Below are 19,275 nucleotides of genomic sequence, written 5' to 3'. Positions count from 1 at the left end.
CATCACGCGTTCGTCGCGGCGGCGAGGCACTCGCGCATGAGGCGTGCGGTCTCGGACGGGGTCTTGCCGACGCGGACGCCGACCTTCTCCAGCGCTTCCTTCTTCGCCTCGGCCGTGCCGGACGAACCCGACACGATCGCACCCGCATGACCCATCGTCTTGCCCTCGGGCGCGGTGAAACCGGCGACATAACCCACGACCGGCTTGGTCACGTGCTGCTCGACGTAGGCCGCCGCACGCTCCTCGGCGTCCCCGCCGATCTCACCGATCATCACGATCGCGTCGGTCTCCGGGTCGGCCTGAAAAGCCTCCAGAGCATCGATGTGCGTGGTCCCGATCACCGGGTCACCACCGATACCGATACAGGTCGAGAACCCGATGTCCCGCAGCTCGTACATCATCTGATACGTCAGCGTCCCGGACTTCGACACCAGCCCGATCCGCCCCGGCGTCGTGATGTCCGCCGGAATGATCCCCGCATTGGACCTGCCCGGCGAGACGATGCCCGGGCAGTTCGGGCCGATGATCCGGGTCCTGTTGCCCTTCGCCACCGCCTGGCCCCAGAAGTAGACGCTGTCGTGGACCGGGATTCCCTCGGTGATCACGATGCACAGCGGAAGCTCCGCGTCGATCGCCTCGATCACCGCGTCCTTGCTGAACCTCGGCGGGACGAAGACCACCGACACATCGGCGCCGGTCGCGGACATCGCCTCTTTCACCGTGCCGAAGACCGGCAGGTCGTGTCCCTCGAAGGACACGCGCTGCCCGGCCTTGCGCGCGTTGACGCCACCGACCACGTTCGTACCGGCACGCAACATCCGCGCGGTGTGCTTCGACCCCTCAGAACCGGTCATCCCCTGAACGATGACCTTGCTGTTCTCCGTCAGCCAGACCGCCATCTCACACCCCCGCCGAAGCAAGCTCGGCGGCGCGACGCGCCGCCTCGTCCATCGTCTCGACCTGCTCGATGACCGGAATCGCCGCCTCGTCGAGGATCCGCCGGCCCTCCTCCGCGTTGTTACCGTCCAGGCGCACCACGATCGGCCGGTCCACGGTCTCGCCACGCTCACCCAGCAACTTGACCGCCTGCACGATCCCGTTCGCCACCGCGTCACCGGACGTGATGCCACCGAACACATTGATGAACACGCTCTTGACCGCAGGGTCACCCAGCACGATCTCCATACCGTTGGCCATCACCTCGGCCGAAGCGCCACCACCGATGTCCAGGAAGTTCGCCGGCTTCTGCCCACCGAACTCCTCACCCGCGTACGCGACGACGTCCAGCGTCGACATGACCAGACCGGCACCGTTACCGATGACCCCGACCGAACCGTCCAGCTTGACGTAGTTGAGGTTCTTCTCCCTCGCCCTGGCCTCCAGCGGATCGGCCGACGCCTCGTCTTCGAGGGCCGCGTGGCCGGGGCGGCGGAAACCGGCGTTGCCGTCCAGCGTCACCTTGCCGTCCAGCGCCTTCACCTGGCCACGGGCGGTAAGGATCAGCGGGTTGACCTCCACGAGCGTGGCGTCCTCGCTCACGAAGACGGCCCACAGGCGTTCGACCAGCCGGGCCGCGCCCTCCTTCGCGGCCTCGGGGAGCCCTGCGGCGGTGACGATGCCGCGCGCCTTGTCGCGGTTCACGCCGGTCAGGGCCGAGACCGGCACCTGGGCCACCGCGTCCGGGTTCGCGGCCGCGACCTCCTCGATCTCCATGCCGCCCTCGGCCGAGCAGATGGCCAGGAAGGTCCGGTTGGCGCGGTCGAGCAGGAAGGAGAAGTAGTACTCCTGCGCGATGGCACTGGCCTCCTCGACCAGAACCTTGTGGACCGTGTGGCCCTTGATGTCCATGCCGAGGATCTGGCGCGCCCTCTCCTCGGTCTCCTCCGGTGAGTCGGCCACCTTCACGCCGCCGGCCTTCCCGCGGCCACCGGCCTTCACCTGTGCCTTGACCACCACGCGTGACGTACCGGCGGCGGCGAATCCCGTGGCGATCGCACGGGCCTCCTCCGGTGTCGTGGCGATCTTCCCGGCCGGGACCGGGACACCGTGCTCCGCGAAGAGCTCCTTCGCCTGATGTTCGAACAGATCCACTGGCGTTCCTCCTGCTCATCACCGTCGGCCGCGCCCCCGTTCGGCCCCGGCGTCCGAGTCGCCGAATCTCACTCTGGACATTCCGCTGTGTGCCGTGTCACAGTCTTCATACAGTATTCGTCGACTGTATGCAATGTTGAGTTCACCGGCGCCACAACGGCTTTGACCTGGCACGACACCAGGAAAACGAGCCACCGAATGTAAGGAGTTGACGCAGGACATGGCCACGTCACCCGAGCCGGAACCCCAAGCCACGGACCTCATCTCAGGTGGGCATCTCGTCGCCAAGGCCCTCAAGGCGGAGGGCGTCGACGTGATCTACACGCTTTGCGGCGGCCACATCATCGATATCTACGACGGCTGCGTCGACGAGGGCATCAAGGTCATCGACGTACGCCATGAGCAGGTCGCCGCGCACGCCGCCGACGGCCATGCCCGCATCACCGGAAAGGCCGGCTGCGCCGTCGTCACGGCGGGGCCCGGGACGACTGACGCCGTCACCGGGGTCGCGAACGCGCTGCGTGCGGAGAGCCCGATGCTGCTCATCGGCGGCCAGGGCGCGCTGAGCCAGCACAAGATGGGCTCACTACAGGACCTGCCGCACGTCGACATGATGGCGCCGATCACCAAGTTCGCCGCCACCGTCCCGCACACCGAGCGCGTCGCGGACATCGTCTCGATGGCCTTCCGCGAGTGCTACAACGGCGCGCCCGGCCCGTCGTTCCTCGAGATCCCCCGCGACGTGCTCGACGCCAAGGTGCCGCGGGAGAAGGCGCGAGTACCGGAGCCCGGACGGTACCGCGCCTCGACGCGTCAGCAGGGCGATCCCGCGGCCATCGAGCGCCTGGCCGACCTGCTGGTGAACGCCGACAAGCCGTGCATCCTGCTCGGCAGCCAGACCTGGACCACCCGGGCGACCTCGGCCGCGGCCGAGCTGGTGCGCGCGCTCAACGTGCCCGCGTACATGAACGGCGCCGGCCGCGGCACCCTGCCGCCGGGCGATCCGCACCACTACCAGCTCTCACGGCGTTACGCGTTCAACAACGCCGACGTCATCGTCATCGTCGGCACGCCGTTCGACTTCCGTATGGGCTATGGGCGCCGCCTCTCCCCCGACGCCACGGTGGTCCAGATCGACCTGGACTACCGCACGGTCGGTAAGAACAGGGACGTCGACCTGGGCATCGTCGGCGACGCGGGCCTCATCCTGTCCGCCGTCACCCAGGCCGCCTCCGGGCGTGGCGACAACGGCGCCGCCGGGCGTAAGGCATGGCTGGAGGAGCTCCGGTCCGAGGAGACACGGGCCTACGAGAAGCGGCTGCCGCTGCAGCACTCCGACGCCTCGCCGATCCACCCGTACCGGCTCGTGCACGAGATCAACGAGTTCCTCACCGAGGACTCGATCTACGTCGGCGACGGCGGCGACATCGTCACCTTCTCCGGGCAGGTCGTGCAGCCCAAGTCCCCCGGCCACTGGATGGACCCCGGCCCGCTCGGCACTCTCGGTGTCGGCATCCCGTTCGTGATGGCCGCCAAGCAGGCCCGGCCGGACAAGGAGGTCGTCGCCCTGTTCGGCGACGGCGCGTTCAGCCTCACCGGCTGGGACTTCGAGACGCTGGTCCGCTTCGACCTGCCGTTCGTCGGGATCGTCGGCAACAACTCCTCGATGAACCAGATCCGCTACGGGCAGGCGGCCAAGTACGGCAAGGACCGCGAGCGGGTCGGCAACACACTCGGCGACGTCCCCTACAGCGAGTTCGCCAAGATGCTCGGCGGCCACGGCGAGGAGGTCCGTGAGCCGGGCGACATCCGGCCCGCCCTGGAGCGCGCGCGTGAGTCGGGCAGACCGTCGCTCATCAACGTGTGGATCGACACCGACGTGTACGCGCCCGGAACCATGAACCAGACCATGTACAAGTGAAAAGGAAGCCGCCATGGGAAAGGCACTAGACGGCGTCAAGATCCTCGACATGACGCATGTGCAGTCCGGCCCGTCATGCACCCAGATTCTCGCATGGCTCGGTGCCGACGTGCTCAAGCTCGAAGCGCCGAGCGGTGACATTACCCGGCGCCAGCTCCGCGACGTTCCCGACGCCGACAGTCTCTATTTCACGATGCTGAATTCGAACAAGAAGAGCATCACGCTCAACCTGAAAGAGGAGCGCGGCAAAGAGATATTCGTCGATCTCGTCAAGCGTTCCGACGTGCTCGTGGAGAACTTCGGGCCCGGCACGATCGAACGGCTCGGATTCACCTGGGAGAAGCTGAACGCGCTCAACCCGAAACTGATCTTCGCCTCGATCAAGGGCTTCGGCGAGGGCCCGTACACCAACTTCAAGGCCTACGAGGTCGTCGCGCAGGCGATGGGCGGGTCGATGGCCACGACCGGCTTCGAGGACGGGCCGCCGACCGCGACCGGCGCCCAGATCGGCGACTCGGGCACCGGCATCCACACGGTCGCGGCGATCCTCGCCGCCCTCTACCAGCGCACGGAGACGGGCCGCGGCCAGCGGGTCGCCGTCGCGATGCAGCACTCAGTGCTCAACCTGTGCCGGGTCAAGCTGCGCGACCAGCAGCGGCTGGCCACCGGGCCGCTCACGGAGTACCCGAACGAGGACTTCGGGGACGACGTCCCCCGCTCCGGCAACGCCTCGGGCGGCGGACAGCCGGGGTGGGCGGTCAAGTGCGCCCCCGGCGGGCCCAACGACTACGTCTACGTGATCATCCAGCCGCAGGGCTGGGCGCCGATCACCCGGCTCATGGGCCTGCCCGAACTCGCCGAGGACCCCGAGTGGAGCACTCCGGAGGCCCGGCTGAACAAGCTGGCCAAGGTCTTCCAGCTCGTCGAGGAATGGACCTCCCAGCACGGCAAGTGGGAGGTGCTGGCCAAGCTCAACGCCGAGAACGTCCCCTGCGGCCCGATCCTGTCGACCGGTGAGCTCATCGAGGACGAGAGCCTCGTGAGCAACGAAATGATCGTCACGGTCGACCACCCCGTTCGCGGCCCCTTCAAGACCGTCGGGTGCCCGCTCAAGCTGTCGGACTCCCCCGTCGACGTCGAGCGGTCCCCGCTCCTCGGCGAGCACAACGACGAGATCTACCGGCAGGTGCTCGGCCTGCCGGAGGACGAACTCGTCTCCCTCAAGGCGAATGGAGTGATCTGAGGATGGGATACGACCGCGATGAGGTACGCGCCGTGCTCGACGCGGTGCACGCGGATGGGCGCACCGCGCTGACGGCCCTGGAGGGCAAGCGGCTGTGCGACGCCTACGGGATCACCGTGCCGGCCGAGGCCCTGGCCACCTCGGCGGACGAGGCGGTCTCCCGCGCCGTGGACATGGGGCTGCCCGTCGTCCTCAAGATCGTCTCACCGGACATCCTGCACAAGACCGAGGCCGGCGGCGTACTCGTCGGCGTGGACTCCCCCCACGACGTCAAGGCCGGTTACGAGCGGATCGTCACGGCCGCCAAGGCGTACGACCCGAAGGCGGAGATCCTCGGCGTGCAGGTCCAGCGGATGGTGCCGGCCGGGCAGGAGGTGATCATCGGCGCGACGACCGACCCGACGTTCGGCAAGGTCATCGCGTTCGGTCTCGGCGGCATCCTCGTCGAGGTGCTGAAGGACGTCACCTTCCGGCTGGCGCCCACGACCGCGGACGAGGCGACCTCGATGCTGGACGACATCGCCGCGGCCGAGGTGCTACGCGGCGCGCGCGGCACCGAGCCGATCAGCCGCGACGCGCTCAGCGGCATGATCCAGCGGGTCTCCGACCTCGTCGGCGACTTCCCCGAGATCTCCGAGATGGACCTGAACCCGGTGTTCGCCACGCCGGACGGCGCGGTCGCGGCCGACGTACGGATCCTGCTCGCCGACGGCACGCCGCACGAAGTGCCGAAGTACAGCCCTGAGGAGATCCTCGCGGTCATGAACCGGCTGATGAAGCCGCGTGCCGTGGCCGTGATCGGCGCCTCCAACGAGCAGGGCAAGATCGGCAACTCGGTGATGCGCAACCTCATCGACGGCGGATACGCCGGTGAGATCCATCCGGTGAACCCGAAGGCCGATGAGATCTGCGGCCGCAAGGCGTACCGCAGCATCGCGGACGTGCCGGGCGAGGTCGACGTCGCGGTGTTCACCATCCCGGCCAAGTTCGTGCCCGCCGCCCTGGAGGAGGTCGGCGAGAAAGGGGTGCCGGCGGCGGTCCTGATCCCCTCGGGCTTCGCCGAGACCGGCAACGAGGAGCTCCAGGAGCAGGTGGTCGAGATCGCCCGCAGGCGCGGCGTCCGGCTCCTCGGCCCCAACATCTACGGCTACTACTACACGCCGGAGGATCTCTGCGCGACGTTCTGCACGCCGTACGACGTGAAGGGCGGCGTCGCTCTCTCCTCCCAGAGCGGCGGGATCGGCATGGCCATCCTCGGCTTCAGCCGGACGTCGAAGATGGGCGTGTCGGCGATCGTCGGCCTGGGCAACAAGGCCGACCTGGACGAGGACGACCTGCTGACCTTCTTCGGGCAGGACGACAACACCAACTGCATCGCGATGCACCTGGAGGACCTCAAGGACGGGCGCGCGTTCGTCGCGGCGGCCCGCGAGGTGTCCCGCAAGAAGCCGATCATCGTGCTCAAGGCCGGCCGTACGGCGCTGGGCGCCCGCGCGGCGAGCTCGCACACCGGTGCCCTCGCCGGTGACGACAAGGTCTACGACGACATCCTCCGCCAGGCCGGTGTGATCCGGGCACCGGGCCTGAACGACATGCTGGAGTACGCCCACGCCCTGCCCACGATGCCCACGCCGAAGGGCGAGAACGTCGTGATCATCACCGGCGCGGGCGGCTCGGGCGTGCTCCTGTCCGACGCCTGTGTCGACAACGGCCTGTCGCTGATGACCGTCCCACCGGACCTGGACGAGGCGTTCCGGAGGTTCATCCCGCCCTTCGGCGCCTCGGGCAACCCCATCGACATCACCGGAGGCGAGCCGCCCTCGACGTACGAGGCGACGGTGCGGCTGGGGCTGGAGGACCCGCGGATCCACGCGCTGATCCTGGGCTACTGGCACACGATCGTGACCCCGCCGATGGTCTTCGCCGAGCTCATCGCCCGCGTCGTCGAACAGGCCCGCGCCCAGGGCATCGACAAGCCGGTGGTGGCCTCGCTCGCCGGTGACACCGAGGTCGAGCAGGCCAGCGAGTACCTCTTCGACCACGGAATCCCCGCCTACCCCTACACCACGGAGAAGCCGGTCGCGGTGCTCGGCGCCAAGTATCGCTGGGCGCGCTCCGCAGGCCTGCTGCCCGGCTGACCCATCGCCGGTGGCCGTCCCGGCGTCGCAGGTCACCGGCTCAAGCGTCCGCTCACAAGAAGGAGAAACCGATGAAGGCCACCTAGCAAGCACTTGGTCGCCCAACGTGCGTACGGAGATCGGGGACAGGGGGCATCGCCAGCACTTCGCGACAAGGGGTCGATATGACCACGACTACCAACTCAACGAACTACACCGAGGTCACGGACAAACGAGGACGCGTCTACCGCGTCGGCGAGAGCGACCGGGACATCCTGGGACACTCTCGCTCGCTCATGGTGGTTCTGCCCTGGGTGGCCATGATGGCCATCAGCGTCTTCGAGTACGCCTACGGTTCGGCCGAGGACACGCTGTCCACGGCACACGGCTGGACCAGCAGTAACACGTTCTGGATTCTGAGCGTCTGGGTGTTCTTCCAGGCCGGGGTCGCCTTTCCGGCGGGCCGGCTGCGGGAGAAGGGCATCCTGTCGGCACGCACCGCGATGCTGATCGGCGCGGGCCTGGCGCTGGTGGGATTCCTCGCCATCTCCCACCTGCACAGCGTCTTCGGGGCCATCATCGGCTTCGGCGTGTTCGGCGGCATCGGTGCCGGGCTGGTATACGCGACCTGCATCAACATGGTCGGCAAGTGGTATCCGGAAAAGCGCGGCGCCCGCACCGGATTCGTCAACGGCGGGTTCGCCTACGGCTCGCTGCCATTCATCATCATCTTCAACTACGCCTTCGACACCAGCAACTACCAGGAGGTCCTCGACCTGATCGGGGTCTTCATACTCGTCGCCATCGGCGCCTGCGGATTCTTCTTCAAGGACCCGCCGAAGAACTGGTGGCCCGAGCATGTCGACCCGCTCAAGCCGGCGAAGGCCGGCGACACCTCCGCGCGCCTGGCCCTGGAGAAGAATCCCCCCGCGGTCCGTCAGTTCAGCCCCATGGAGGCGGTACGGACGGGGATGATCCCGCTGATGTGGGTGTGCCTGGCCTTCATCTCCGGTGTCTCCATCTTCGGCATCTCCTTCGAGGTCCCGTTCGCCAAGGACCTGGGCTTCGGGCCGTTGATGGCGTCGCTGTCGGCCGGCATCCTCGCGGTCGTCAACGGTGTCGGCCGCGCGGTCGTCGGCTGGTTCTCCGACCTGCTGGGCCGCAAGCAGGCGCTCATCGCGGTCCTCATCATCGAGGCCTTCGCACAGTTCGGCACGCTGTTGGCGGGCAACGCGCACAACGAGGCGCTGTTCCTGGTCTTCGCGTTCATCTCCGGATTCGGCGGCGGTGCGTTCTACCCGATGTTCGCGTCTCTCGTGCCCGACTACTTCGGTGAGAACCACAACGCCACCAACTACGGCATGGTCTACAGCGCGAAGCTCGTCAGCGGCCTGTTCGGTGGTGGCCTCGGCGCCATCGTCATCGGTGCCTGGGACTACACGGGCGCCTACACCCTCGCCGGCATCATGGGCCTCGTCTCCGCCGTCCTGGCGCTGGGCCTACGCCAGCCGGGCCGCCCGAAGCCCAAGAAGATCGAACCCAACCCCTATCCGATCAGCAGGGAGATCATGTGACCGCCGAGCAGCACAGCAGGCCGGTCACATGGCCGACGTAGGAGGTCCCGTGACTTCACTTTCCGCACGCCGGTGATAGGACCGGCGCGTCTGCTCGGTGTGCTCGCGCATGATCTGCGCGGCCTGCTCGCCATCGTGCTCGGCGAGCGCGTCGATCAATGCCGCGTGCTCCGTCCACGACTCCGGCCCTCGCTGCCGGGCCACGGGCGTGTAATACCAGCGGACGCGCCGGTCCACCTGGGCCGCGAGCTCGGCCAGCACCTTGTTGCCGGACAACTCGACGATCGCCGAGTGCAGCTCGGCGTTGGCCGCGACCACGGCGTCGACCTCGTCGGCCGCCAGGGCGCTCACCCCGCGCTCACAGATCTCCCGCAGGCCCGCGACGGCCTGGGGGGTCATGTTGGCGGCGGCGAGGCGCGCCGACTCCGCCTCCAGCAGGGACCGCACGGCGAGAAGCTGGTCGGCCTCCTCTTCGGTCGGTGCGTGCACGAAGGCCCCGTGAGCCGGCCGAAGGTCGACCCAGCCCTCCGTGCTCAGCCGCTGGAGCGCTTCGCGCACCGGCTGCCGGGAGATGCCGAGACGCGTCGCCAGCTCGCTCTCGACGAGGTGCTGCCCCGGCTGGAGCGCGCGGGTGACGATCAGCTCCAGCAGGGCCTCGTAGACGCCTTCACGGAGCGGAGCGGGGCGTCTCAGCCGAGGCATATCCACGCTCTTCGCGCTTTCGGTGAAGAACGTCATGCCAGCCCCCACAAGAGGTTTCGGGTGATCTGTGTACAGTCTACTGCCTACATACTGACCTACGACGGCCCCGCGACGTGGCGGTGCTCACACAATTCTTGAGGACGTCACACGAGACGGTAAGTCGCGTTCCGCCGAAATAACGGCGAAACATAGAAATAACAAATTGCCCCTCTGCGCGCCCGCACAACCGCGGAGAGGGGCATATCGCGGCAGTAGAAATATCGATAAATCACCATCAGAACGGAAGGCTGAGGAGCTCCACCTCTTCGCCCCGCCACCGTGGTGGCACGACGGCCAGCGCGTCGGCCAGGGCCGCTCCCCACAGCAGGCCGGGCCGGTCGTGGCCGACCGGCACCATCTGGGCGCCGGCCCGGCGTACCGCCACGATGCGCGTGTCCGCCGGGTGCGCCGTGACGCGCGTGTCCAGCTTCACCCACTCACCATGGCCGTCGACCCGCCCGGTCATCCCGCCGAGGGCCGGGACGAGAAGGGTCAGCGCGGCGACCAGCGCGGCATACGGGTTGCCGGGCAGGCCGACGACCAGCCGGCCGTCGGCGAGCCGCGCCAGCAGCTGCGGATGACCCGGCCGGCAGGCCACGCTCTCGACGAGCAGCTCCGCCCCCGCCTCGCCCAGGACCTCGCGCAGGTGGTCGGCGGCGCCCTTCGAAGACGAGCCGCACACGACGACGACGTCGGCCTCATCGGCCGCCGCGATGGCGGTGGCCAGCAGTGATCCCCGGTCCGCGACGCGGGACGGCGGGCCGGTCTCTCCTCCGGCCCATGCGATCAGACCCGGCAGCAGCGGGCCCAGTGCGTCGCGTACCCGGCCCGCGCCGGGAAGGCCGGAGGTGGCGAGCTCGTCGCCGGTCACCAGGACGGTGACGCGCGGCCGCCGGCGTACGCGGAGCACGTCCTGGCCGAGGCTCGCCGCCAGCCCCTGCGCCACGGGGGTGACCACCGTGCCCGAGGGCAGCACCTTCGTGCCCCTCTGGCAGTCCTCGCCGCGGCGCCGGACGTGCCGCCCGGGCTCGAACGGCCCGCGGACCCAGGCGCCCTTGCGCGTGGCCGACTCGTACGGGACGACGGCCTCGGTGCCACACGGCACCGGGGCACCGGTCCCGATCTCCACCGCCTGGCCGGGACCGACCTCACCCGGGGCCGACGGCCCGGCCATGACGCGGCCGGTGATCGTCCATGGGCCCGGCCCCGCCACGGCGTAGCCGTCCATCGCGGCGGCGTCGAAGGCCGGCAGGTCGGCGCGCGCGTGCAGCGGGCCGGCGAGCACGGCACCCCCGGCCTCGCCGATCGGCAGGCTGATCGTCTCGAGCGGCGTGGCCGCGGCCGCCATCGCCCTGGCCAGGCGCCAGGGCATGCCCGCGGCCGCGGCACACCGTCGTATCGGCGGAGGCGGAGGCGGATGGGAATCGAACCCACCGGACCCTTCGTCAGGGTCCCATCGGTTTTGAAGACCGTGAGGGCCACCAGGCACCTTCTCGCCTCCTCGGACGCGGAACTCACCCTTGACCCCTATAGAAGCATACTGTAGACAAAATACAGTAGCCCCCACGAGAACGGAGTTCCCGTGAGAGTCGCCGTTGTCGGCGCCGGTGCGATCGGTGCCTATGTCGGAGCAGCCCTGCACCGCGCCGGGGTGGACGTCCATCTGGTCGCGCGCGGTGCCCATCTGGAGGCCATCCGGCGGGACGGCGTACGCGTGCTCAGCCCGCGCGGGGATTTCACCGCCCGTCCCCCGGCCACCGACGACCCCCGTGAGATCGGGCCGGTCGACCATGTCTTCCTCGGGCTCAAGGCCAATGCCTATGCGGGCTGCGGCCCGATGCTCGATCCACTCACGAAGGACGACACCGCGGTCATCGCGGCGCAGAACGGCATCCCCTGGTGGTACTTCCACAAGCTGGCGGGCCCGCACGAGGGGTACCGCATCGAGACCGTCGATCCCGGCGGCGCCGTGACGGCCACGATCCCGCCCGAGCGCGCGATCGGCTGCGTCGTCTACGCCGCCACCGAGATCACCGCCCCGGGGGTGATCCGGCACCTGGAGGGCACCCGCTTCTCCATCGGCGAGCCGGGCGGTGCCATCTCCCCGCGTTGTGTCGCCTTCAGTGAGGCGATGGTGGCCGGCGGGCTCAAGTGCCCGGTCGAGGCGGATCTGCGGGAGGACATCTGGATCAAGCTCATGGGCAACATCGCGTTCAACCCGATCAGCGCGCTGAGCCGGGCGACGATGATCGAGATCTGCCGGCACCGCGACAGCCGCGAGCTGGTCATCACGATGATGCGCGAGACGCTCGACGTCGCCGAGCGTCTCGGCTGCCGCCCGGAGATCTCCATCGAGCGGCGCCTGGCCGGCGCCGAGCGTGCCGGCCACCACAAGACCTCCATGCTCCAGGACCTGGAGAAGGGCAAGCCCCTCGAGCTGGACGTGATCCTGACCGCGGTGGTCGAGCTCGCGGACCTCACCGGCACGCCCGTCCCCACCCTGCGAGCCATCAACGCCGTCGCCGGCCTGATCAACCAGAAGATCATCGGCGCCACCGTCCCCGCGTGACGACAAGGAGCAGACCATGCGTTACACCCGGCTCACCGAGCCCCTCGTCCGTGACCACGGCGAGCTGCGCACCGCCACCTGGGAGGAGGCGCTCGACCGCGCGGCCGAGGGCTTCCGGCGCAACGTCGAGGCCCACGGCCCGGACGCGTTCGGCATGTTCTCCTGCTCGCGCGCGACCAACGAGATGAACTACGTCGCGCAGAAGTTCGTGCGGCAGGTCATCGGGACGAACAACATCGACTCCTGCAACCGCACTTGACACGCTCCCAGCGGCGCCGGTCTGGCGGCAGTGTTCGGTGCCGGGGGTGGCACTCCTGAAGGGAGTACGTAACGGAGCACGGCTGTTCGTCGTCGATCCGCGCCGTACGAGCTCGGCCGAGTGGGCCGACGGCTGGCTCGGGCTCGACATCGGCACCGACATCCCGCTGGCGAACGCCGTCGCCCGCGAGATCATCCACGCGGGACTGGTCAACGAGACCTTCGTCGACCGGGCCACCACCGGCTTCGCCGAGCTGGCCGCCGCCGTCGAGCCGTGGACCCTCGCGGCCGTCGAGCGGGAGACCGGCGTCCCGGCCGAGGCGATCCGCGCGCTCGCGCACGCGTACGCACGGGCCGACCGGGCGCAGCTGTGCTGGACGCTCGGCATCACCGAGCATCACAACGCCACCGACAACGTCCGCGCACTGATCAACCTGTCGCTGCTCACCGGGCACGTCGGACGCTACGGCTCCGGACTCAACCCGCTGCGCGGGCAGAACAACGTCCAAGGTGGCGGCGACATGGGCGCCATCCCGAACCGGATGCCCGGTTTCCAGGACATCCTCGACCCGGAGGTACGGGCCAGGTTCGGCGCCGCGTACGGCCGGGAGATCCAGCCGCGCCACGGCATGCACCTCACCCAGATGCTGGAGGCGATGGACCGGCGCGAGCTCGCGGCGCGGATCGGTGACCGCACCGGTGGCCGTCGACCCGGCGCTACGGCCGGGACCGGCGTTCATGACCCCGCACTCCCCGGACGAGGTCGACACCAACATCCTGACCATCGAGGCCACCGACCCGATCGCCGGCACCGCCGAGTACAAGGCGACGGCGATCCGCGTCGAGAAGGTCCCCGAGACGAACGGAGGGTGATCGGAAATCGGCCATTGCCCCGGAGCGGCACGGTGGCATACGGTAAATTGCATACAGTATCCCCCCCGCTGTGAGGATCGACATGGCGAAGAAGAACGCCCGTGCGCCGTACCTGCGCCTGACCCGCCCGCTCGTACGTGACGCCGGTGAGCTCCGGCCCGCCACCTGGGCCGAGGCCCTCGACCGGGCCGCTGACGGCTTCCGCCGCAACGTCGAGCGGCACGGGCCGGACGCCTTCGGGATGTTCTCCTGCGCCCGCGCGACCAACGAGATGAACTTCGTCGCCCAGAAGTTCACCCGCGTGGTGATCGGCACCAACAACGTCGACTCGTGCAACCGGACCTGCCACGCCCCCAGCGTGGCCGGTCTGGCGGCCGCCTTCGGCAGCGGCGGCGGCACGTCGTCGTACACCGAGATCGAGGACACCGACCTCATCGTCATGTGGGGGTCCAGCGCGCGTGAGGCGCATCCGATCTTCTTCCAGCACGTGCTCAAGGCGATCCGCCGGGGCGCACGCGTGTTCGCGGTCGACCCGAGGCGCACCAGCACGGCGCGGTGGGCGGACCGCTGGCTCGGCCTGAACGTCGGCACGGACATCCCGCTCGCGAACGCGATCGCCCGCGAGATCATCCACGCCGGCCTGCACAACGCGACGTTCGTCGAGCGCGGGACCACCGGGTTCGAGGAGTTCGCCGAGTCCGTCGAGCCCTGGACCCTGGAGTCCGCCGAGCAGGTGACGGGTGTCCCGGCCGGGGCCATCAGGGAGCTGGCGCACGCCTACGCCCGCGCCGAGCGCGCCCAGCTGTGCTGGACGCTCGGCATCACCGAGCACCACAACGCCACCGACAACGTCCGCGCACTGATCAACCTGGCGCTCCTGACGGGGCACGTCGGACGCTACGCCTCGGGCCTCAACCCGCTGCGCGGGCAGAACAACGTCCAGGGCGGCGGCGACATGGGCGCCATCCCCGACCGCCTCGCCGGGTTCCAGGACATCCTCGACGCGCGGGTGCGGGAGCGGTTCGGCCGGGCGTGGGGAACGGAGATCCAGCCACGGTACGGCCTCAACCTCACCGACATGCTGGCCGCGATGGGCGAGGGCCGGCTGACGGCCGCGTACATCATCGGGGAGAACCCGACTCAGTCCGAGGCGGACGCCGAGCACACCGTCGAGCGGCTCGGCCGGCTCGACCACCTGGTGGTGCAGGACATCTTCCTCACCAAGACCGCGCGGATGGCCGACGTCGTCCTGCCCGCCAGCGCCGCCTGGTGCGAGTCGGACGGCACGATGACCAACAGCGAACGCCGGGTCCAGCGGGTCCGCAAGGCACTCGCCCCGCCGGGCGAGGCCCGCGACGACATCGACATCCTGTGCGAGCTGGCCCGCCGGCTCGGGCACGACTGGCACTACGACGCCGCCGAGGACATCTGGGACGAGGTCAGGTCGCTGTCGCCCATCCACGCCGGGATGAGCTACTCCCGGCTGGAGGAGCTGCAGGGCATCCAGTGGCCCTGCTACTCCGAGGACCGCGTGGAGCCCTCGTTCCTGCACTCCCGGCTGTGGGAGACCGATGCCGAGGCGCGCGGCAGACCCGCGCCCTTCGCGGTGCTCCGCCACTCGCCCCCGGTCGACCTGCTCGACGAGGACTTCCCCCTGCGGCTGACCACCGGCCGCAGGCTCGATTCCTACAACACCGGTGTCCAGTCCAGCGGGTTCGCCTCGCCGCTGCGCCGGGGCGAGAACATCGAGCTGTCCCCCGAGGACGCCCGGCGGCTCGGCGTCACGCCGGGTGAGGAGGTACGCGTCTCGTCCCGGCGCGGAACGGTCACCGCCCCGGTGTTCGTCGATCCGGCCCTGCGGCCGGGCCTGGTCTTCATGACCATGCACTTTCCCGACGAGGTGGACACCAACAGCCTGACCATCGAGGCCACCGACCCGATCGCCGGCACCGCCGAGTACAAGGCCACCGCCGTACGCGTCGAGCCACTGTGCCGGCCCGTGGGAGGGAACTGACCATGGACCTGCGCTTTCGTGACGTGGCGCCCGGCGACGAGGAGCGCGCGGCGGTCGACGCCCTGCTCGGGCCGCCGTCATCGGCCTGGGACGGCGGCGGCCGGGACGACATCCGGACCGCCCGTGGCGGGCACGAGGCGCGGGAGCGGCGGGACCTGCTGCTCCCCGCGCTGCACGCGGTCAACGACCGGGTGGGCTGGATCAGCGAGGGCGCCCTGGACTACGTCTGCCGGCGCCTGACCATCGCGCCCGCCGAGGCGTACGGGGTGGCCACGTTCTACGCGCTGTTCTCGGTCGAGCCCCGTCCCCGGCGCGTCGTCCACGTGTGCACCGACCTGGCCTGCCAGGCCAAGGGCGCCGGCGACCTGTGCCGGTCGCTGGAGGACTCGCTCGGCCCGCACGGCCAGGCGGGCGACACGGGCGACGTCGTCTGGCATCACAGCCCCTGCCTCGGGCTGTGCGAACGCGCGCCGGCGGCGCTCGTGCTGGAGGCGGGCGAGCCGCCGCGTACCGCGGTCGTCGCCCCGGCCACCTCCGGCGACCTCACCCGGGCGGCCGGTTCCCCGGACCACGCGGGCGAGGAACCGCCGGCGGGCGCGGCGGTCCCCCAGGCGGGCCAGGACGACCTGGTCCTGCTGCGCCGCGTCGGCGTGGTCGACCCGTCGAGCCTGGACGACTACCGGGCGGCCGGCGGGTACCTCGCGCTGCGCCGGGCGTTCCGGCTCGGCCCCGCCGCCGTGATCAGGGAGGTCCTCGACGCCGGCCTGGTCGGCCGCGGCGGTGCGGCGTTCCCCACCGGGCGCAAGTGGGACGCGACCGCCCGGCAGCCCGACCACCCGCACTACCTGGTCTGCAACGCGGACGAGAGCGAGCCCGGCACGTTCAAGGACCGGGTGCTCATGGAGGGCGACCCGTTCTCGCTGGTCGAGGCGATGACCGTGGCGGCCTTCGCGACCGGCTGCCGGCGGGGCTACCTCTACCTGCGGGGTGAGTACCCCCGCGCGCTGCGCCTGCTGACCAACGCCATCGAACGCGCTCGTGAGCGGAACCTGCTCGGCGAGGACATCCTCGGATCCGGGTTCGACTTCGACCTGGAGATCAGGCGCGGCGGCGGCGCCTACATCTGCGGGGAGGAGACGGCGATCTTCAACTCGATCGAGGGGTACCGCGGCGAGCCGCGCAGCAAGCCGCCGTTCCCGGTCGAGAAGGGGTTGTTCGGCAAGCCCACCGTCGTCAACAACGTCGAGACGCTGGTCAACGTCCTTCCCATCCTCACCGGCGGCGCCGCCGCGTACGCCGCGGTCGGCACCGGCGAGGGCGGGTCGACCGGGACCAAGCTGTTCTGCCTGTCCGGCACGGTGCGGCGGCCGGGGATCTACGAGCTGCCCTTCGGCGCCACGCTGCGCGAGCTGCTCACCCTGGCCGGCGGCGTGCCCGAGGGCCGCGAGTTGCGGGCGATCCTGCTCGGCGGCGCCGCGGGCTCGTTCGTGCGGCCCGACGAGCTCGACATTCCGCTCACGTTCGAGGGCACGCGTGCGGCGGGCGCCAGTCTCGGCTCGGGCGTCGTGCTCGTCCTCGACGACAGCGTGGACCTGGGCGGGGTCCTGCTGCGGATCGCGGCGTTCTTCCGCGACGAGTCCTGCGGCCAGTGCGTCCCCTGCCGGGTGGGAACCGTGCGTCAGGAGGAGGCACTGCACCGCCTGACGCGGGGCTCGGGCCCGGCCGACGTGACGCTGCTGCGCGACGTCGGCCGGGCGATGCGCGACGCGTCCATCTGCGGCCTCGGGCAGACCGCCTGGAACGCCGTCGAGTCCGCGATCGACCGTCTCGGCGTGTTCGCGACGGGTGAGCTCTCCCCCCAGGAAGGCAGCGCCTCATGACCGGTGTTCCCCTCGCCCCGCCGCGCCGCCTCGTCGACGTCACCGTCGACGGCGAAGCGGTGCGGTTGCCCGAAGGCTCGACCATCCTCGACGCCTGCCCGGGTACCCCGACGCTGTGTTACGGCGACACCCTCACGCCGAAGAACGCCTGCCGGATCTGCGTGGTCGAGGTCAAGGGCGCCCGCACTCTCGTGCCGGCCTGCTCGCGCCGCGTCGAGCCGGGCATGGAGATCATGACCGACACCGAACGCGTACGGCACAGCCGCCGTCTCGTACTGGAGCTCCTGGGCTCCTCGACCGACCTGTCCACGACACCGGGGGCGGCGGAGTGGTCCGAGGAGTACGGCGCGCGCCCGGAGCGCTTCGGCCCGCCGGGCGACGCGTCCACGGACCGTGACGCCCGGCATCCCGGCGCCCACGAGTCCCCCGACGGCGCCTCCGCGGCCACCGTCGCCCAGCCGGCGAAGGTGGACAACGACCTGTACGTACGCGACTACGAGAAATGCATCCTCTGCTACAAGTGCGTCGACGCGTGCGGCGAGCAGTGGCAGAACACCTTCGCGATCGGCGTCGCCGGGCGGGGCTTCGACGCGCGGATCTCGACCGAGCACGCCGCTCCCCTGCCCGACTCCGCCTGTGTCTACTGCGGCAACTGCATCGAGGTGTGCCCGACCGGCGCGCTGTCGTTCAAAAGCGAGTACGACATGCGGGCCGAGGGCACCTGGGACGAGTCGCGGCAGGACCAGACGACCACGATCTGCACCTACTGCGGCGTGGGCTGCAACCTGACCCTCCACGTGCAGGACAACGAGATCGTCAAGGTCAGCTCGCCGCACGACAACCCGGTCACCCACGGCAACCTGTGCGTCAAGGGCCGGTTCGGCTTCCAGCACGTACAGAACCGCACCCGTGGGTAGGCGCACGGTACGGCGCCGGATGACGCGGCTCGCCGACGGCATGCCGATCCTCAAGACGGACACGCTGGTGGCGGAGGAGCCGCTGGAGATCCGGCTCGGCGGACGGCCGCTCACCATCACCATGCGCACGCCCGGCGACGACTTCGAGCTCGCGGCGGGCTTCCTGGTCGGTGAGGGCGTGGTGACGCGGGCGGAGGAGATCCGCGCGATCGTCTACTGCGCCGGGGCCACCGACGAAGGGGCCAACACCTACAACATCGTGGACATGGCGCTGGCGGACGGCGTCACGCTCCCCGACCGCACGCTGGAGCGCAACTTCTACACGACCTCGTCGTGCGGCCTGTGCGGCAAGGCCAGCCTGGACGCGGTGCGGATGGTCGCCCGGTGGAGTGTGCGCGAGGACCCGCTCCGCCTCGACCCGGCGACCATCGCGTCGCTGCCGGACCGGCTGCGCGCGGCCCAGCGGGTGTTCGAGCGGACCGGCGGCCTGCACGCCGCGGGCCTGTTCGACGCCGGCGGCGAGCTCCTGTGCGTCCGCGAGGACGTCGGGCGCCACAACGCCGTGGACAAGATCGTCGGCTGGGCCCTGCAGCGCGACCTTCTTCCGCTCACCGGCGCCACGCTGCTCGTCTCGGGGCGCGCGTCGTTCGAGCTCGCGCAGAAGGCGGTGATGGCCGGCATCCCCGCGATGGCCGCGGTCTCCGCGCCGTCCTCGCTCGCGGTCGAGCTCGCCGCCGAGACCGGGCTCACGTTGATCGGCTTTCTCCGCGGCACCTCGATGAACGTCTACACCGGAGCCGAACGGCTGGGCCTCACGGCCGCGGCCGTCCCCTAGCGTTCCTCGGAAGACGAGGGCGGCCACCCGGAAGTCTTCCGAGGAACAGGTGGACCGGCGGGTGGCAGCCCCCTGCGCCCGCCGGTCCCACCGGCCGACGTCCATCTCATCGCCGAGGAGGCGGATGTCGCACCGTACCCCGCCCTGACCACGTGTCCTGTCCTCAGGGCTATCGTGCGGGAGAGGGAGTAACGGGTTCGAGGTCGGGTCGAGACAGGGGGCGTCGCGGCCATGGGAGGCCT

At 70.0% G+C, this 19,275-nt stretch carries 13 protein-coding genes, 1 tRNA gene and 1 pseudogene; 10 read left to right on the top strand and 5 right to left on the bottom strand.

The genetic code is table 11. From position 1 onward, the window contains the following. Positions 1-2: 2 nt before the first annotated feature. Positions 3-899 carry a succinate--CoA ligase subunit alpha gene (sucD, locus tag FB559_RS34885; protein ID WP_141961180.1) on the bottom strand — a complete coding sequence of 299 codons (897 nt, stop codon included), beginning with the start codon at positions 897-899 and terminating at the stop codon, positions 3-5. 1 nt (position 900) lies between these two features. After that, positions 901-2,091 carry an ADP-forming succinate--CoA ligase subunit beta gene (gene sucC, locus FB559_RS34880; RefSeq protein ID WP_141961179.1) on the bottom strand — a complete coding sequence of 397 codons (1,191 nt, stop codon included), beginning with the start codon at positions 2,089-2,091 and terminating at the stop codon, positions 901-903. Between the two features lie 220 nt (positions 2,092-2,311). Here sucC and FB559_RS34875 point away from each other — a divergent pair, with 220 nt between their 5' ends. From FB559_RS34875 to FB559_RS34860, 4 genes are all read left to right on the top strand, one after another. Continuing rightward, positions 2,312-4,012 carry a thiamine pyrophosphate-binding protein gene (locus FB559_RS34875; protein ID WP_141961178.1) on the top strand — a complete coding sequence of 567 codons (1,701 nt, stop codon included), beginning with the start codon at positions 2,312-2,314 and terminating at the stop codon, positions 4,010-4,012. A 13-nt stretch (positions 4,013-4,025) separates the two neighbouring features. After that, positions 4,026-5,255: a formyl-CoA transferase gene (gene frc, locus FB559_RS34870; RefSeq protein WP_141961177.1), complete on the top strand. Its 1,230-nt coding sequence runs from the start codon at positions 4,026-4,028 to the stop codon at positions 5,253-5,255. A 2-nt stretch (positions 5,256-5,257) separates the two neighbouring features. Then, a complete protein-coding gene (locus FB559_RS34865) occupies positions 5,258-7,393 on the top strand; it encodes an acetate--CoA ligase family protein (RefSeq protein ID WP_141961176.1) in 2,136 nt (711 codons plus the stop codon). 164 nt (positions 7,394-7,557) lie between these two features. Then, positions 7,558-8,946, top strand: a complete 1,389-nt coding sequence (locus FB559_RS34860) for an OFA family MFS transporter (protein WP_141961175.1) — start codon at positions 7,558-7,560, stop codon at positions 8,944-8,946. Between the two features lie 24 nt (positions 8,947-8,970). On the opposite strand, the gene FB559_RS34855 is transcribed toward FB559_RS34860, so the two are convergent. The 3 genes from FB559_RS34855 to FB559_RS44260 all read right to left on the bottom strand — a co-directional run bounded on the left by FB559_RS34855 (position 8,971) and on the right by FB559_RS44260 (position 11,188). Next, complete coding sequence (locus tag FB559_RS34855; RefSeq protein WP_141961174.1) at positions 8,971-9,648, bottom strand: GntR family transcriptional regulator; 678 nt, start codon at positions 9,646-9,648, stop codon at positions 8,971-8,973. Positions 9,649-9,922: 274 nt separating this feature from the next. Continuing rightward, the gene (locus FB559_RS34850) at positions 9,923-11,059 is read right to left on the bottom strand and encodes a molybdopterin molybdotransferase MoeA (protein ID WP_141961173.1); all 1,137 of its coding nucleotides are present in this window, start codon (positions 11,057-11,059) and stop codon (positions 9,923-9,925) included. 36 nt (positions 11,060-11,095) lie between these two features. Next, positions 11,096-11,188, bottom strand: a tRNA-Sec gene (locus FB559_RS44260). Between the two features lie 81 nt (positions 11,189-11,269). On the opposite strand from FB559_RS44260, the gene FB559_RS34845 reads away from it, so the two are divergent. From FB559_RS34845 to fdhD, 6 genes and pseudogenes are all read left to right on the top strand, one after another. After that, complete coding sequence (locus tag FB559_RS34845; RefSeq protein ID WP_141961172.1) at positions 11,270-12,256, top strand: 2-dehydropantoate 2-reductase; 987 nt, start codon at positions 11,270-11,272, stop codon at positions 12,254-12,256. Positions 12,257-12,272: 16 nt separating this feature from the next. Next, positions 12,273-13,188: pseudogene (locus FB559_RS34840) on the top strand (molybdopterin oxidoreductase family protein); the annotation flags it as partial. A gap of 281 nt (positions 13,189-13,469) precedes the next feature. Then, positions 13,470-15,401, top strand: a complete 1,932-nt coding sequence (locus FB559_RS34835) for a molybdopterin oxidoreductase family protein (protein WP_141961171.1) — start codon at positions 13,470-13,472, stop codon at positions 15,399-15,401. A gap of 2 nt (positions 15,402-15,403) precedes the next feature. After that, positions 15,404-17,281: an NAD(P)H-dependent oxidoreductase subunit E gene (locus FB559_RS34830; RefSeq protein ID WP_141961170.1), complete on the top strand. Its 1,878-nt coding sequence runs from the start codon at positions 15,404-15,406 to the stop codon at positions 17,279-17,281. Then, the gene (locus FB559_RS34825; RefSeq protein ID WP_141961169.1) at positions 17,278-18,198 is read left to right on the top strand and encodes a 2Fe-2S iron-sulfur cluster-binding protein; all 921 of its coding nucleotides are present in this window, start codon (positions 17,278-17,280) and stop codon (positions 18,196-18,198) included. The genes FB559_RS34830 and FB559_RS34825 overlap by 4 nt, the downstream gene beginning before the upstream one ends. After that, a complete protein-coding gene (fdhD, locus tag FB559_RS34820) occupies positions 18,191-19,033 on the top strand; it encodes a formate dehydrogenase accessory sulfurtransferase FdhD (RefSeq protein WP_141961168.1) in 843 nt (280 codons plus the stop codon). The genes FB559_RS34825 and fdhD overlap by 8 nt, the downstream gene beginning before the upstream one ends. Positions 19,034-19,275: the final 242 nt, after the last annotated feature.

Source organism: Actinoallomurus bryophytorum (assembly GCF_006716425.1).
GTDB lineage: Bacteria > Actinomycetota > Actinomycetes > Streptosporangiales > Streptosporangiaceae > Actinoallomurus > Actinoallomurus bryophytorum.
Note: the sequence above shows the minus strand (reverse complement) of the source record. Positions and strands in the feature narration are given on the sequence as shown.